The sequence below is a fragment of the Sphingomonas sp. G5 genome (genome assembly GCF_052660795.1).
Genome location: NZ_CP109660.1, coordinates 2537602 through 2553467, shown reverse-complemented (window position 1 = coordinate 2553467; position 15866 = coordinate 2537602). Strand labels below are relative to the sequence as shown.

10 protein-coding genes are annotated in these 15866 nt (G+C 70.6%); all 10 read left to right on the top strand.

The window, feature by feature from the left end:
- The first annotated feature begins 376 nt into the window (after positions 1 to 376).
- The 10 genes from NE358_RS12255 (at position 377) to NE358_RS12210 (ending at position 15822) form a co-directional block, all read left to right on the top strand.
- The gene (locus NE358_RS12255) at positions 377 to 3391 is read left to right on the top strand and encodes a DNA polymerase III subunit gamma and tau (RefSeq protein WP_289938902.1); all 3015 of its coding nucleotides are present in this window, start codon (positions 377 to 379) and stop codon (positions 3389 to 3391) included.
- Complete coding sequence (recR, locus tag NE358_RS12250) at positions 3391 to 3984, top strand: recombination mediator RecR (RefSeq protein ID WP_103206090.1); 594 nt, start codon at positions 3391 to 3393, stop codon at positions 3982 to 3984. The genes NE358_RS12255 and recR overlap by 1 nt, the downstream gene beginning before the upstream one ends.
- A gap of 345 nt (positions 3985 to 4329) precedes the next feature.
- Positions 4330 to 4872, top strand: coding sequence for a hypothetical protein (locus tag NE358_RS12245; RefSeq protein ID WP_116239141.1), 543 nt, complete (start codon positions 4330 to 4332; stop codon positions 4870 to 4872).
- 45 nt (positions 4873 to 4917) lie between these two features.
- Positions 4918 to 6594 carry a serine/threonine protein kinase gene (locus NE358_RS12240; protein ID WP_289938899.1) on the top strand — a complete coding sequence of 559 codons (1677 nt, stop codon included), beginning with the start codon at positions 4918 to 4920 and terminating at the stop codon, positions 6592 to 6594.
- 181 nt (positions 6595 to 6775) lie between these two features.
- Positions 6776 to 7825: a phosphate ABC transporter permease subunit PstC gene (gene pstC / locus NE358_RS12235; protein ID WP_289938896.1), complete on the top strand. Its 1050-nt coding sequence runs from the start codon at positions 6776 to 6778 to the stop codon at positions 7823 to 7825.
- Between the two features lies 1 nt (position 7826).
- Positions 7827 to 9185, top strand: coding sequence for a phosphate ABC transporter permease PstA (gene pstA, locus NE358_RS12230; RefSeq protein ID WP_116239139.1), 1359 nt, complete (start codon positions 7827 to 7829; stop codon positions 9183 to 9185).
- Positions 9182 to 10792, top strand: coding sequence for a phosphate ABC transporter substrate-binding protein PstS (gene pstS, locus NE358_RS12225; protein WP_289938892.1), 1611 nt, complete (start codon positions 9182 to 9184; stop codon positions 10790 to 10792). Before pstA ends, pstS begins: the two co-directional genes overlap by 4 nt.
- A gap of 201 nt (positions 10793 to 10993) precedes the next feature.
- Positions 10994 to 13543 (top strand): hypothetical protein, encoded by a 2550-nt coding sequence (locus NE358_RS12220; protein ID WP_289938890.1) that lies wholly within the window; start codon positions 10994 to 10996, stop codon positions 13541 to 13543.
- A gap of 69 nt (positions 13544 to 13612) precedes the next feature.
- A complete protein-coding gene (locus NE358_RS12215) occupies positions 13613 to 14734 on the top strand; it encodes a substrate-binding domain-containing protein (RefSeq protein WP_289938888.1) in 1122 nt (373 codons plus the stop codon).
- Between the two features lie 26 nt (positions 14735 to 14760).
- Positions 14761 to 15822 carry a hypothetical protein gene (locus tag NE358_RS12210; protein ID WP_141376177.1) on the top strand — a complete coding sequence of 354 codons (1062 nt, stop codon included), beginning with the start codon at positions 14761 to 14763 and terminating at the stop codon, positions 15820 to 15822.
- The last annotated feature ends 44 nt before the right edge of the window (positions 15823 to 15866 follow it).

Genomic DNA, 15866 nt, shown 5'->3' with positions numbered 1-15866 from the left:
ATACTCCGGGGTGTCGTCGCGTTCGGCGTTTCCGGGTGGATATCGCGCGTCGGGTGGATACCGCGCGTCGGGCGGATGCCCGGGGCGTGCCGGGGGATACCGGGGTTGGTGAGGGTGCCGGGGCTCGTGGCGCGGTGTCCTCGCCCGGCGGGCGACGGGAGGTCCGTCTTCCCGTACCGCTCTTCTCGGCGCACGGGAGGAGAAACGGGGAGGGGAGGATGCCGCGAGCCGGTCGAGTCCTCCGTAGCCGAATACTCCTCCGCTCCCCGTGGTTCGGCGGTCCATCGTCGGGGTCGCGGGGGTCGATCCGCGCGCGCGAGGTGTCGATGACGAGGACGGCGGAGGCGATGTCGGAGGGACGCCGTAGGCTGGTGGGGTGACGACAGCCCTGTACCGCCGATACCGCCCCGAGGCGTTCGGCGAGATGATCGGGCAGTCGCAGGTGACCGAGCCGCTCATGACCGCCCTGCGCAGCGACCGCGTCGGTCACGCGTATCTGTTCTCGGGTCCGCGCGGCTGCGGAAAGACCACGTCAGCCCGTATTCTCGCGCGCTGCCTCAACTGCGCGGCCGGCCCCACCGACACCCCGTGCGGCACGTGCGACAGCTGTGTCGAACTCGGTCGCGGCGGCGGCGGATCGCTCGACGTGGTCGAGATCGACGCGGCGAGCCACAACGGTGTCGACGACGCCCGTGACCTGCGCGAGCGCGCGATCTTCGCCCCCGCCCGTGACCGCTTCAAGATCTTCATCCTCGACGAGGCGCACATGGTGACCCAGCAGGGCTTCAACGCCCTGCTCAAGCTCGTCGAAGAGCCTCCCGCGCACGTGAAGTTCATCTTCGCGACCACCGAGCCCGAGAAGGTGCTCGGCACGATCCGCTCGCGCACGCACCACTACCCCTTCCGACTCGTTCCGCCCGCGGCGATGCTCGAGTACGTTCAAGAGCTCTGCGAGAGCGAGGGCGTGGGTGTCGAGGCCGGCGTCCTGCCGCTCGTCGTTCGCGCCGGGGGTGGCTCGCCCCGCGACACGCTCTCGCTGCTCGACCAGCTCATCGCCGGCTCCGACGCCGATGCCGAGGGGCACGTCCTCGTGCGGTACGAGCGCGCGGTCGCGCTGCTCGGGTACACCCACTCCGAGCTGCTCGACGAGGTCGTCGACGCCTTCGCCGCGAACGACGGCGGGGGAGCCTTCGCCGCCGTCGATCGCGTCGTGCAGACCGGTCAAGACCCGCGCCGCTTCGTCGACGACCTGCTCGAGCGGCTTCGCGACCTCATCGTCGTGGCGGCGACCGGTGCCGGTGCTTCAGCGATCCTGCGGGGCATCCCCGACGACGAGTTCGATCGAATGTCGCGTCAGGCGACGGCATTCGGCGCTGCGCGGCTGTCGCGCACGGCCGACCTGGTGGTCGCGGCTCTCGACGAGATGACCGGGGCCACGTCCCCGCGCCTGCAGCTCGAACTCCTCGTCGCCCGCGTGCTCACCCACGCCGGTATCGCCCAGGGCACGTCACCCGCGATGGCGCACGATCTCGATGCGGCGCGCGGCGGCCCGGGCGCTCCTGCACCGGTTCCGGCGACGGGACGCCCGGCATCTCCCGCGGCGGACATCGCCGCCCCTGGAACGACGCCGGCGGTCGCGAGCCCGGGCGGGTCGCGGGTTGCCGCCCCCGCAACCGTGTCTCCGGCGGGCGTCGCTCCCGCGGGTCCCTCACCCTCCGGGTCTCCTTCCGGGGCTTCGCCCGCGGCTGCGCCGACGGTCGCTGCGCCGTCGGTCGCCGCGCCCGGCGTCGCCGCGCCGACCGTGGCATCTCCCGGCGCGATCGCCTCGCCCGGGCCGGGTTCTTCTCCCACGAGTTCTCCGGCGGTGGCGTCGTCCGGTGTCGCCTCACCCGGTTCCGCATCGTCCGCCGCAACCTCGCCGCACGGCTCCGAGGCCGCTCCGGCGCGGCCCACCGACACCGAGTCGACCTCTTCCGCGCCGAGCGACGACGACGTCCCGCCGCCGTTCACCGACGACGACGCTCCGCCTCCCTTCGACGACGACGACGAGCCCTCTCCGCCCGTGTCGCCTGCGCGCACCGACCGCGGCGCGGCTGAGGCGACGGCGCTCGCCGACCCCCGCTCGCAGGGCGACACTCGCGCGACCGCGGAAGCACCTTCCCTCCTCGCCGCGTCGGCAGGTGCGGGCCGTGCCGAAACGACGGACGATGCTCATCCGTTCGATACGGCTCCCACCCCGCAGACCGCGTCTCTCGAGCCCGAGAGCGACCCGGCGCCGACCGACCGGACGGCGGCGACCCCGCCCCGGGAAGCGACCCCGCCCCGCGAAGCGACCCCGCCCCGGGAAGCGACCGCGCCCCGGGAATCGACCGCGCCCCGGGAAGCGACCCCGCCCCGGGAAGCGACCCCACCCCGCGAAGCGACCCCACCCCGCGAAGCGACCCCGCCCCGGGAATCGACCCCGCCCCGCGATGCTGCCGTGTCGTCCGCGTCGGAGCCGATCGAACAGCGACCCGTCCCGGCGCCGATCTCGAACGCGCCGTCCGACGACACCGAAGACGCGTCACCGCTCGACCCGATTGCGCCCACACCGCCGGCCACTCCGGTCGGTCCGATCGAGCTCGGGCACGTCCGCGACGCGTGGCCCGAGGTTCTCGGTCAGCTCGAGGTCGCGAGTCGCTCGTCGTGGCTCGTCGTCTCGACGGCGGCCGTCGCCGCCTTCGAGGGCGACGTCCTCACCCTGGCGTTCCGCACGGGCAGCGATCTCACCGCCTTCAAGACACGCACCCCCGAGGGCGGCCCGAGCGAAGACCTGCGCCACGCCATCCAGGCGGTCCTCGGCGTCCGGGTCAAGTACCTCGCCCGCCTGGAGGGGGACGGCCCCGGAGGTTCCGGTCCCGGGGGCGCGTCGCGTGGTCCTTCCGGCCCCGCGAGCGGTCCGGCGTCCGGCCCTCCCGCCCCCGCGCCGCGCTCTCCGCAGAGTTCGGCTCCATACTCGTCTTCGGTGACCGAGTGGGCCGTCGCTCCCATTCCGGCATCCGATGGTTCTGCTCCGGCCACGACGCGCGCCGCAGCGGCTCCGTCGACGGCGCTCGCGGTCGACGACGAACCCGACGAAGCGATCGCGGTCGCCCCCTCCGGGGTGCACGAGGGTGTCGTCCTCCCGCCGCGCGAGGTCACCCCCTCGGTGCCCGCGCCCGACGAGGCCGACGACGATGACGTGATCCCGCCGGTCGACGAGTCCGAGGTCCCGCTGCCGCCGGTCGTCGTTCCGCGTATGGCGCCGCTCAGCGGGGGAGTCCAGCGCTACGGCGAAGCCGTGGTGCGCCAGATGCTCGGCGCGAACTACGTGCGCGATGAACCCTACGAGCCCCCGACGAGGTTCACCTGATGTACGACGGCATCGTCCAAGACCTGATCGACGAATTCGGGCGCCTTCCGGGCATCGGTCCGAAATCCGCTCAGCGCATCGCGTTCCACATCCTGCAGTCGCCATCGTTCGACGTGTCGCGTCTGTCGACGCTGCTCGGCGAGATCCGCGACAAGGTGAAGTTCTGCGAGATCTGCGGCAACGTCTCCGAGCAGGACCGCTGCTCGATCTGCCGTGATCCGCGTCGTAACGCCACCCTCATCTGCGTGGTCGAGGACGCCAAGGACGTCTCGGCGATCGAGCGCACGCGCGAGTTCCGCGGCCTGTATCACGTGCTCGGCGGAGCCATCAGCCCCATCGCGGGCATCGGTCCCGACGACCTTCGCGTGACCCAACTCATGCAGCGCCTCGCCGACGGCACCGTGCAAGAGGTCATCCTCGCGACGAATCCGAACCTCGAGGGCGAGGCGACCGCGACCTACCTCAGCCGGCTCATGCACACCCTCGAGATCCGTGTGACGCGTTTGGCATCCGGTCTGCCTGTCGGCGGCGACTTGGAATACGCCGACGAAGTGACCCTGGGCCGCGCCTTCGAGGGTCGTCGCACGCTCTGACCCGACTCGCCGCACGTGGTGATCCGATCCATCGCGCTGCTCGCAGTCCTTCGACCTGCCCCGACTCATGCTGCGACCCGGCGTACTCAGCGAGCTGAACCGGCTCGCCGCGTCGGCGCGGACGACCTCGTCACCCTGACGGCCCCCGCCTTCCCGACCAGCAGGTCGTATGAACCGGCGGGTGAACGCACCTTATGAGTTCGTGACGAATCGTTGAGGGCTGGTGAACCGCTCGTTCACCCGTTGATCGTGCCGCGGCCATGCCGGGGGAGGACGTTCTTCTGAGCGGAGAAGCACCGGTCGACCCGAAGGGCCGGTGCGAATCCGCGAGACAGGGGACCCCTCGTGAGCGAACAGCTCTCCGCGCGATCGAGCGCGCAGGCGCGCGTCGTCTTCGACACGTTCCGATCCACCGACGACCCGATGCTGGCGTCGTGGCTCTCTTTCCGGGCCCGCATCCTGCCCGCGGAAACCGGTCAGGGCGTCGTCGCCCCCCGCGCGAGCGGGCCGGTCGCACGCGGCGGCATGTACGGCGTGTGGAGACTGCTCGCCACGAACAACCGCGAGCTCGGTCGGGGGACGTGGCTGTACCCCGCCCCGGACGACGCCTGGGCCGATGCCGAGGTGTTGAGCGCCCGGGCGGGCGAGCTGTCGCCGACCACCGTGCGCGGCGACGTGCCCACCCGGCACGCCTGGGCCCTCCGACTCGGCGGTCTGCCCGTGCTCATCAGCTCCCGCTGGTACGAGTCGCCGGGTGAGGCCGCCGCAGCGGCGCGCGCGGCGCGTGATCACCTGGGTCGCGCCCACATCGCTCGTGTCGTGAACATCGGCACGCGTTCCGGGCGCCGTTACCGTCAGGTGCGCGAAGAAGTCCCCCTCCTTGGCTGAGCGACCGATGGCGACACCCGCGTCGGCGGCCGGGACGGCGTGCCCGTGACCGGTCCGCAGCTTCCTGATCTGATCGGCGGGCGATTCCGGATCCGATCTCTGCTGGGCTCGGGCGCCACCGCCTCGGTGTACGAGGCTCTCGATACGGTCGAGGGCGGAGTGGTCGCCGTGAAGGTTCTGCACCCCCATCTCGACGTGACGCCCACGGTGCGAGCCGCCTTCTTCCGCGAGGCGTCGATCGCCCGGTCGATCTCGCACCCGTCCGTGGCCCGGGTCGTCGCGATGGGCGACGACGGCGATCTCCGAGTGTGGACGGCCTGGATGTTCGCCCCGGGCGTCACCCTCGCCGAGCTCGTCCGCACGCGGGGGCCGCTGCCTCCGGCGGCGGCTCTCGCCGTCGTCGACCGCGTTCTGGGTGCCCTCGAGGCGGTCCACGCGGCGGGCTACGTCCACCGTGACGTGTCGGCATCCAATGTGCTCGTCCAACGCGAGGCCGGCGGCGACGTCACCGCCGTCACTCTCATCGATCTCGGTGTGGCGGACAGGCCGGGCCGATCCGCACGGGCCGGAGACGTCCTGCTGAGCGGCGTGACAGCCGCGGTCGAGGGGATCGTCGGTAACCCCGCGTACGCCTCCCCGGAGCACCTCCGCGGAGACGCGGTGGGAGTCGCGGGCGACATCTACCAGGTCGGGGCTCTTCTGTACCTGGCCCTCGTCGGGGAACCGCCGTTCGTGCGAGCGAGCATCGACGAGACGGTCCGGGCACACCTGATGGCCCTTCCCCCCACCGTTTCCGTCCGCGCACGCGGCGTTCCCGTCGAGCTCGATCGATTCGTCGTCCGAGCGCTGATGAAGGAGCCCGGCGATCGCTTCGCCTCGGCGCCGGCGATGCGATCGGCCCTCTCCGCCGCGGCCCTCTCCTCCCCGCGCGGCGTCGCGGCTTCGATGGCCGTCGCACCGTCCGGGGTGCCGGCGCCGGCCACCCGACTTCTCCCGTCCCCGGTGGCCCGGTCTGCGGCCGAGACTGTCGGCCCGCGCTCCGGGGCGTCGTCCCTGATGTGGATCCTGCTCTCGACCGCCGCCGTGCTCGTGGGCATCCTGGTCTTCGCCCTCGTCCCTCGCGCGGCCCCGGTCGAAGCGCAGGAGCGGCCACACGCCTCCTCTTCCGCCGCCGCCTCGCCCTCCGTCTCATCGGCGTCGCCCTCACCCCCTGCCGCTCGAGCTGCCGAGACTCCGGGCCCGCGGAGTGTCACCGTTCCCACGGTGGTGGGCCGGCAGGAGGAAGACGCCCGCGCCCTCCTCGCGGCCGCCGGTCTCCGCGTCGCAGAGAAGACGGGTTCGTCGGATGGAACGGATGCCGTGGGCACGGTGACGGCGACGGATCCCGCGCCGGGCGAGGTCTCGGCATCCGGTGGTCCGATCACACTGGTCGTGGCGAGCGGCTTCAACACGGTGCCCGACGTGCGAGGCGCGACGGCGGATCGCGCTCAGTACTCGGTGGCGTCCGCGGGCTTCGCGATCGTCCTGCGGCACGCGACCTCGAGCATCGTGCCCGCGGGTGGCGTCATCGATGTCGACCCCGCGGCCGGCTCCCGATCGCCGCTCGGGACGCCGGTGACCCTGACACTGTCGACGGGAGCCGCCACCCCGACACCGCTGCCGTCGCCGACCGGGACGACGCGCGCCCCGACCTCGACACCGACTCCGGTGCCGTCGTCATGAAGCGCTCGTGGCCCGCTCACGTCTCGGCCAAGGCTCCTTCCCCGGAACGTGGTCGGTTGTTCATGTTCGGCCCCCACGCTGTCGAGGATCCGGCTGGAACCCGCCGCCGGTCCGTGTTCTCAGGAAGCCCGATGAGACCATCTCTGCGCTCCGTCGTGTGCGCGCCCCGGAGCGTGACGCGATGACCGCCGTCGGCCCGGACGCGCTCACCGAGCTCCTGCGCCCCGCTGAAGCACCGTCTGTCGAGGAGAAGCAGCCGGTCGCGCCCCGCGAGCTGCGCGCGCGGCCCTCACGCGGAGATGCCGTCTTCCGCGCCACGTCCTACGCCGCGGGCGGAATCACCGTCGCGATCATGCTGGCGGTCGGATTGTTCCTCACGCTCCGCAGCGGCGAAGCGCTGAGCGTCGCGGGCCCGTCGTTCTTCTGGACGCAGGAGTGGAACCCGGAGGCCGGGGATTTCGGCATCGTCGCCGTGCTGTTCGGCACCGTCTCGATCGCACTGGTGGCGATGGCGTTCTCTGTTCCCCTCGCCGTGGGGACGGCGCTGCTCATCTCGGAGGTCGCTCCTCCCCGCCTCCGGTCGGCCCTGGTCACACTGGTCGATCTCATGGCCGCGGTGCCGAGCGTGGTCTACGGGCTCTGGGGGGTGTTCTTCCTCCAGGCGGCGGTCATCCCCGTCGCCCAGTGGATCTCCTACTACTTCGCGTGGGTTCCCGTCCTCGCCGTGACCGATCCCGATGGTGCACGCATCACCTCGGCGGGGGCGTTCACCTCCTCGGCCTTCATCGCCGGCATCGTCGTGGCGCTGATGGTGGCACCGACCCAGACCTCGGTGATGCGCGAGGCCTTCTCGCAGGCGCCGATCGGAGAACGCGAGGGGGCGCTGGCCCTCGGATCGACCCGATGGGGCATGATCCGCACCGTCGTTCTGCCGTTCGGTCGGGGTGGAATCATCGGCGGGACGATGCTCGGGTTGGGCAGGGCGCTGGGGGAGACGATCGCCGTCTACATGATCATCTCGCCGATCTTCACGATCAACGTCGAGGTCCTCAGCAAGGGGTCGAACTCCATCTCCGCGCTCATCGCCCTCCGCTACGGCGAATCGAGTCAGTTCGGTCTGTCGGCCCTGATGGCGGCCGGGCTGACGCTGTTCGTCATCACCCTCGTCATCAACTTCACCGCGTCCTCCGTCGTGGCCCGATCGCGCTCCGGCGCCCAGAGCGAGGGATGACATGACCCCGGATGCCACCCTGGCTCCGCCACCGGTCGGAGACGACGTCACGCGCCTCGTCGAGGTACCCGGAACGCTCCCGGCCCCCCGTCGCGGACGGACCGAGCTGCCCGACCCGGGCGCCGAGGCTCCGGGGCCGCGCCGGCGCGTGCGCGGCATCCCGGCCGAGCAGCGTTTCGACCTGATCGGCGCGGTCTGCGCCTCCCTCGCGGTGGCGACCCTGCTGTTCGGCTGGCTCACGCCGATGACCGGGGTGATCGGGTGGGCTGTGGTGGCCTACGCGTCGTTCTTGGCGATCTACGCGTTGCTCATCGTTCTGCGCTCCGACCGGCTCGATGTGGTCGACCGCGTCATGACCGCCCTGCTCTACAGTGCCGGTGGCCTGTTGCTGGCCGCTCTGGTGTTCGTGGTCGTCTTCACGCTGCTGCGTGGTTTCGACGCGGTCACCCACCTCACCTTCTTCATTGAGACGATGAAATTCGCGGGTCCGCTCGACCCGCTCGACACGGGCGGCATCGCCCACGCCATCGTCGGCACCCTGATCCAGATCTCGATCGCCCTGGCCATCGCCGTACCGCTGGGCATTGCGACCGCGGTCTTCATGAACGAGATCGGCGGGCGGTTCGCCCGCTTCGTCCGGACCATCTCGGATGCCATGACCGCGCTGCCCTCGATCGTCGCCGGCCTCTTCATCTACGCCGCCGTCATCACCCTGGTGACCCAGGAGCGCTCGGGGTTCGCGGCGTCGCTCGCGATCACCGTGATGATGCTGCCGATCATCATCCGCGCCTCCGACGTCGTCCTCCGGCTCGTGCCGGGGAACCTGCGCGAGGCGTCCTATGCGCTCGGCGCATCGCGATGGCGGACGGTGTGGACGGTCGTGCTGCCGACGTCCCGTTCGGGGCTCGCGACCGCGGTGATCCTGGGCACGGCACGCGGTGTCGGCGAGACCTCGCCGGTCCTTCTGACCTCGGGTGTGACGGCCGTCATGAACACGAACCCCTTCCACGGGCCGATGATCTCGCTGCCGCTCCAGGTGTTCGACATGGTCAAATCTCCCGAGCCGTCGATGATCGCCCGAGGATTCGGGGCGGCCGCGACCCTCATCGCGCTCGTGCTCGTCCTGTTCATCGTCGCTCGCGCCATCGGCGGAAAAGGCGCGGGTCAGTTGAGCCCGCGCCGACGCCGCGCCCGCGCCGCGGCGTCACGGGGCGATCTCGCACGTATCGAGCGTCGCGCCGCTCTGTCGGCGGCCGCCGCGAGTGCTGTCCTCGTTCCCGCGACCTTGACGGCCAGCGAGGCGCTCGCCGCCGAGCGGGTCGCCGCCGACACTTCCCACCCCTCCGAGGAGACTCCGTGATCCCCCGCCGCTTCCGACTCGCCGCGACCGCCCTCGTCGCCGCCCTCGTCGCGGGGGTGGTCGGCGCCGGTGGCGTCACCCCCGCGGCCACCGCCGCGGACGCTGCCTACGCCGACATCTCCGGCTCCGGGTCGACCTGGTCGCAGAACGCCCTCGACCAGTGGCGGCGAAACGTGCAGTCCAACTACACGATGACCGTCAACTACCGGGGCCTCGGCTCCACGGCCGGTCGCACCGACTTCATCAACCGCAGCGTCGATTTCGCCATCAGCGAGATCCCGTTCCAGCTGCAGCCGACCGAGAAGGGGGCGCAGCCCGAGAAGCCTCCCGTCGGGGGCTACGCGTACATGCCCATCGTCGCCGGCGGCACCTCGTTCATGTACAACCTGAAGATCGGCGGCAAGCAGGTGACGAACCTGCGCCTCGCGGGGGCCACCGTGACGAAGATCTTCGCGGGCAAGATCACCAATTGGAACGATCCCGCCATCCAGGCCGACAACCCGGGGCTCGCGATGCCCGACCGCCCCATCCAGCGCATCGCGCGTTCCGACGGATCGGGTTCGACCGCGCAGTTCACGATGTGGATGTCGAAGCAGCACCCCGATATCTGGACGACGGGGATGACGTCGCAGTTCCCCGACGACGTGGGGGCCACCCTGCAGAACGGTTCGCTCGGCGTCTCCGCCTATGTGGGACAGAACTACGGCGAGGGTGCCATCACCTACGTCGAGTACTCGTACGCACTGAAGTCCGGGTTCCCGGTGGCGAAGGTGCTCAATGCCGCCGGCTATTACATCGAACCGACCGCCTCGTCGGTGGCGGTCGCGATGCTCAAGGCGCAGATCAACACGAACGCCTCGTCAGCCGACTACCTGACCCAGATCCTCGATGGGGTCTACAACAACGGCGACCCTCGCACGTACCCGCTCTCGAGCTACTCGTACATGATCGTGCCGACCCAGGAGGGCGGGACGTTCAACGCCGACAAGGGGCGCACGCTGGGTGCCTTCGCCAAATACGTCCTCTGCGAGGGGCAGCAGCAGGCGGAGCAGCTGGGCTATTCGCCGCTCCCGATGAACCTCGTTCAAGCGGGTGCCGAGCAGATCAAGCGGATTCCCGGCGCCCAAGGCTCGACCGTCGACATCAACGCGTGCAACAACCCGACCTTCCAGCCGGGGGACTCCCTGGACAACAACCGCCTGGCGCAGACCGCCCCGCAACCGGCCGACTGCGACAAGCAGGGGCCCAGCCAGTGCGTGACCGGGACGGCGGGTGCCGCCGGCACGAGCACCGACGTCACCGGCTCCGGTGACGGGGGAGCCGCTGCCGGCGCCGCGACCACGGGCACCGCAGCCGCGGGGGCGACCGCCGCGACCGACCCGGCCGCCGCATCCACGGCCGCGGAGGCGGTCTACGACGCCAACGGCAACCTCCTGTCCGGTGCCGCCGGGGGTGGGCGGGCAGCGGCATCCGCTCCCTTCTCGATCCCCGATCCGGTGCCGGGAGCCCCCGCGGCGATGATGGCTGCCGCGGCCGTGCTGCTGCTCGCCGCCATCGGTGTGCCGCCTCTGCTGCTGCGTCGCTCCCGTCGCCCCAACGGCCGCTGACGCGCCACTCGCCTCGCGTCCGACGCGGTCGGACGCGGCTTCGGCGTGCCCGAATTCCCCTTCGACCGGGTCTTTCGCAGAAACGTCTCTCCGCAACGCGAGCGCGAGCCCTCGTTGTGAGCTTGTTCATCCGTCCGTCATAACCCGCCCATAACTTCGACCCGTCGACAGGCCCTGTCGATGAAGAATCAGGGGAATCCCGTGCGCTTGTCAGCACCCCACCACCGCCTCCGCCGAGCTCTCGCCTCGGTCGTCGCCGGCGTGGTCGTGTCCGGAGCGGTCTTCGCCGCGATGTCCGGCGGAGCTCTCGCGGCTCCTTCCGCCTCGGCCGCCGACGGCGCCGACCTCGGCGCGGCGACGGTCTCGGCCGCGTCCTACGACCCGGATGCCGCGAATGCGCCGTTCCCCGACCTCGAAGTGTCGGTGTCTCAGACGCGCGGGCTCGGCGCCCAGGGCATCGAGGTGTCGTGGAAGAACGCCGCGCGCTCGACCCCGCCGAGTCAGCAGACCGGTGGCGAGAACTTCCTGCAGATCATGCAGTGCTGGGGCGACGACCCCGACGACCCCGGTCGCCCCGATCGCACGACGTGCCAGTACGGCGCGAGCGGCACCTTCGGCGGCGGGAGAGTGGGCTCGCCGGACTGGGAGTATTCGATCCCGAAGCAGGACCTGCCCTACACCGTCCTGGGCAAGGGCGTCAGCGAGCCCAGCGAGACGGCGATTCCCTTCCGCTCATCCACTCTGCGCAACGGCGAGCACGAGATGGTCCAGCGCATCGCCGACGGAAAATACGTCGACGGTGACCGCGTCGACGTGAACCAGAACCCCTTCTTCTCGCAGTACACCTCGAACGAGGTCTCCTGGGCTGGCTCCGGGTCCAACGGCACCGGCAGCGCGAAGTTCGAGGTGCAGACGGCCGTGCAGTCCCGCGGTCTCGGCTGCGGGCGTCGGATTGAAGCGACCGACGGAACCGCGCGCGGACAGTCGTGCTGGCTCGTGATCATCCCGCGGGGCACGCACGACAACGGCTCGCCGTCCATCACGCAGCCCGGACTGTTCTGGGACAGCTGGAAGCACCACGTCGCCGTGCGCCTCGACTTCCGCCCGCTCGGCAGCAGTTGCGCCATCGGTGCCGCCGAACGACAGGTCGTCGGCAGCGAGCTGCTCGCCTCGGCCATCTCGTCGTGGCAGCCGTCGCTGTGCGCGAACGGCGGCGACATCTACAACATGATCACCAGCAACGAGGCCGATGCCGTGGCAGCGGCCAATGCCGCCACGACCTCCGCACCCCTCGCCCTGACCTCGCGCCCCTACGCCGGCGATTCCGCAGACGACCTCATCTACGCGCCGGTGGGCCTCTCCGCCATCACGATCGCCTTCGCCATCGACCGGTTCCCGAACCCCGGGAGCACCGACGAGGTCGCACGGAGCAGGGCCGGCCTCCCGTTCACCTCGATGAAGCTCACTCCGCGGTTGATCGCGAAGCTCCTGACCTCCTCGTACATCGACGCCCTTCCCACCGAGACCGATCGTCGGCACCTGGGGAGCAACCCTCGCAATCTGCTGTTCGATCCGGATTTCCTCGCCATCAACGATGCGGAGTGGAAGGAGCAGGCCATCGCCGGCGTCGGCGTCTCCGACATGCTGGTGACGCAGGGGCGATCCGATGTCGCGCACACCCTGTGGAGCTACGTGCTGGCGGATCCCGAGGCCCGGGCCTTCCTCGACGGCGAGGCCGACCCCTGGGGGACGCGCGTCAACAAGTACAGCTCCACCAACCCCCAGGTGAACCCCAACGGTGCTCTCTCATTGCCCACGGACACGTTCCCCAAGGCCGACCCGACGAAGCGGGAGGCCGTCAAGGGCGGCGCGGGCGAACTCAACGTGATCGGATGGCGACCTTTCACGAACGACCTCGATACATCCGGTTACCTCACGCTTCGCGGTGACGCGCAGGTCGCCGGGTCATGGGATCCGCTGGCCAACCCGCCTCGCTACGTCAAGACGCCCCGCAGTCTCCAGGGCACTCAAGCTGTCATCGGCCTCACGGACAGCGCGGCCTCCGAGAAGTATCAGATCGTCTCGGCCGAGCTGAAGAACCCGGCGGGGGCCTTCGTGGGGCTCTCCAACGACGCGATGAGCGCCGCCGCCGCGGCGATGACCTCTACGACGGCGCAGACGCAGACCGTCGGCTTCGACTTCACCTCCGACGCGGCCCGCTCCGCCACCGCCGCCTACCCGCTCACCCTGCCCATCTATGCCGCGACCAACCCCTACATGACGGATGCCAAGGCTCGCACCAGCTACGCCGCATTCATCCGCTACGCGGCCGGTTACGGTCAGCAGCCCGGCGTCGATCTCGGTCAGCTCCCGGTGGGGTACGCGCCGATCTCCGATGCGTGGCACCAGCAGGCCGTCGTCGCCGCGAACGTGATCCAGTCCGGTCTCATCCGTTCCACCGCTCCGTCGCCGACGAAGGCCCCCGCGGCCGCTGCCCCCCTCGCCTCCGGGACCATGCCCGGCGCCTCGGGGAGCGTCGCTGCAGCGCCGGCTGCCGCGGCAGCGGGTTCCGCGGCGTCGGGCGACCCCGTGGCATCCGGAGCCGTCGCCGGTGCCCTCGCCGGGGCTCAGACCCCCGTGGATCCGGGTGTGGGCGGGCTGCCGGCGGTCTTGCCGGCCAGCCTGCTCGCGGGCGTGCTCGCCGCCGGCGTCGTGTTCCTCATCCCTCGTCTTCCGCGTCGCCTCGGCTGACGCGAGCCGCTCTTCCCTTCCGCGCATCACCAGAAATCACACCATCCACCTTTTCCAGATTGGTATCTCGTGAAGATCAAGAAGATCGCCGCCATCGGCGCGGCAGTCGGCCTTCTGCTGGCGGGAGCGGGCTTCGCCTCGACCGCTTCGGCCGAGCCGGTGTCGAACAGCTACGTCGCTGTCGGCTCCGACACCCTCCAGGACGCGATGAACGCGCTCACCAACGGCACCAGTGCCTCGGGCTCCTACGTCCGTGTGCTCGCCGACGGCAAGTCGATCGGCAACTTCGACGCCTTCGGCTCGGCGGCCATCCAGGCCAAGTCGAACGGCCCCTTCTTCGCCCGTCCGAACGGCTCGGGCGCCGGCCGCGACGCCCTGCGTCGCTCGATCGACGGCGCGAACTGGGCGATCAACGGCAACATCACCCCGGCGCGCAGCATCGCCGGTCAGGTCGACATCGCCCGCAGCTCGGGCGGGCCCGGCACCAACGCCAACGCCGACGGCCGTCTGCTCTACGTCCCCTTCGCTCGCGATGCGGTCGCCTACGCATACAAGGGCGGCACCGCGGCATGGGCCACGCTGACCCCCGCGCAGCTGAAGGGCATCTACGAGGGGACCATCACCTCCATCGACGGCGTCACGATCAAGCCCCGCCTTCCCCAGACGTCCTCGGGCACGCGCGGCTTCTTCCTCAACGCCCTCGGTGTGACCACCCCCTCGGGTGTGGCAGACGCCTCGAACACCACGGTGCCCGAGAACGACGCCACCGTGCTCGGTGACGGCGAGATCATCCCGTTCTCGGCTGCCAGTTGGATCGCCCAGGCCAACAACGTGGCGGGGGTCAACACCGTCGCCGTCGCCTCGACCGTGCAGCTGGGCTCGCCCGTCGCCGGTGCCAGCGCTTTCACGGGCACGGCTCCCTCCCTCGTCCCCAACGCGAGCTACTACTCCAACACCACCTTCGGACGTGACACCTACCTGATCGTCGAGCGCGCTCGCGTGCAGTCGACGTTCACCTACACCGGCTCGCCCGCGTACGACGCGGTCCTGGCGAACCTCGTCAACTCCTCCTCGCTGACCAGCCTGACCAACTTCGGCAACTCGCCGCTGGCTCCCGGCTCGGTGAAGCGCAAGTTCGGCTTCCTCGCCCCCTCCTCGACCACCCCCCTCTCGGCGTACGCCCAGGGCTGATCGAGACCACGGAAAGGTACACAGAGATGTTCCGCTCTACGACCCTGAAGGCCGCGGCTGCCGCGGCTCTCGCCCTCCTGCTGGTCGGCACAGGCGTCTCGGCCGCGCAGGCCGCCAACACCCCGGCCGGTTCGACCGAGCCGTTCTACATCTTCGACGCCACCACCGAGAACCTGGTCAAGAACGGCGAGGCCATCGCTTTCGACCAGCTCGTCGCGGGCTACCCCGTCGGCGAGGGCTTCTCGAACTACGACAAGATGTTCACCGGCCCGGCCGCGGCAACCGGTGTCTCGGTGTTCGTCTCGCCCCGCGGCGGCGAGCGCGACACCTCCAAGTGGCTCGGCAGCCAGATGAACGCCTTCAACGACACCACGAAGAAGACGGTCCTCACCCCGGCGCTCCTGCTCAACAATCTCGCCGGCGCCAACTACGCCTCGGTCAAGGCCAACGGTGGGGACTTCTCCGCCGGCCTCGCCTTCACCTCCAGCAACGGCGTGACCGTCGAGGACGCCTCGTTCGTCTACATCACGGTCAAGCCGGGCGGCTCGTGGAGCTACACCGCGACGGTACCCGCCACCGGCGGAAACACCGGCGGCGGTTCGGCGGCCACGACGGGTGACATCGGTCTCGAGGCGACCACCGTCGCGCCTCAGGACGGCGCTCTGTCGCTGTCGGTTCCCGCGGGCGCGACAGCCACCTTCGGTCAGGCGCAGTTGATCAACAACAAGTCGACCTCGACGGCGACGCTTCCCGAGGTCACCGTGACCGACGAGCGCGTCGTCAGCAAGAAGGGTTGGACACTGACGCAGACCGTCGGCGCCTTCACGAGCGACTCGGCCACCTTCACCGCCGCCAACCTCGGCGTCGCACCCAAGGTGAACGCGGCGGGGACCACGGCGACCGGGGTGACCGCCGCGGCCGCGCAGACCGCGGGCTCGGCCGTCTACCCGGCGACGTTCGCCGGTGCGGCCGCAGGCTCGGGTACGGGTGTGACCAAGCTCAGTGCCGACCTGACGCTGGTTGCGCCGTCCGACGCTCCGGCCGGCACCTACACCTCGAAGATGACGCTCACGCTCGTCTCGAAGTGACCACGCGAGGGGCGGCGCCGTGGCGCCGCCCCTCGTCCGTCCCC

What these genes read in the sequence shown, in the direction of transcription:
- recR (WP_103206090.1), top strand. Translation starts at nt 3,391, where the DNA reads ATGTACGACGGCATCGTCCAAGACCTGATCGACGAATTCGGGCGCCTT.
- pstC (WP_289938896.1), top strand. Translation starts at nt 6,776, where the DNA reads ATGACCGCCGTCGGCCCGGACGCGCTCACCGAGCTCCTGCGCCCCGCT.
- pstA (WP_116239139.1), top strand. Translation starts at nt 7,827, where the DNA reads ATGACCCCGGATGCCACCCTGGCTCCGCCACCGGTCGGAGACGACGTC.
- NE358_RS12210 (WP_141376177.1), top strand. Translation starts at nt 14,761, where the DNA reads ATGTTCCGCTCTACGACCCTGAAGGCCGCGGCTGCCGCGGCTCTCGCC.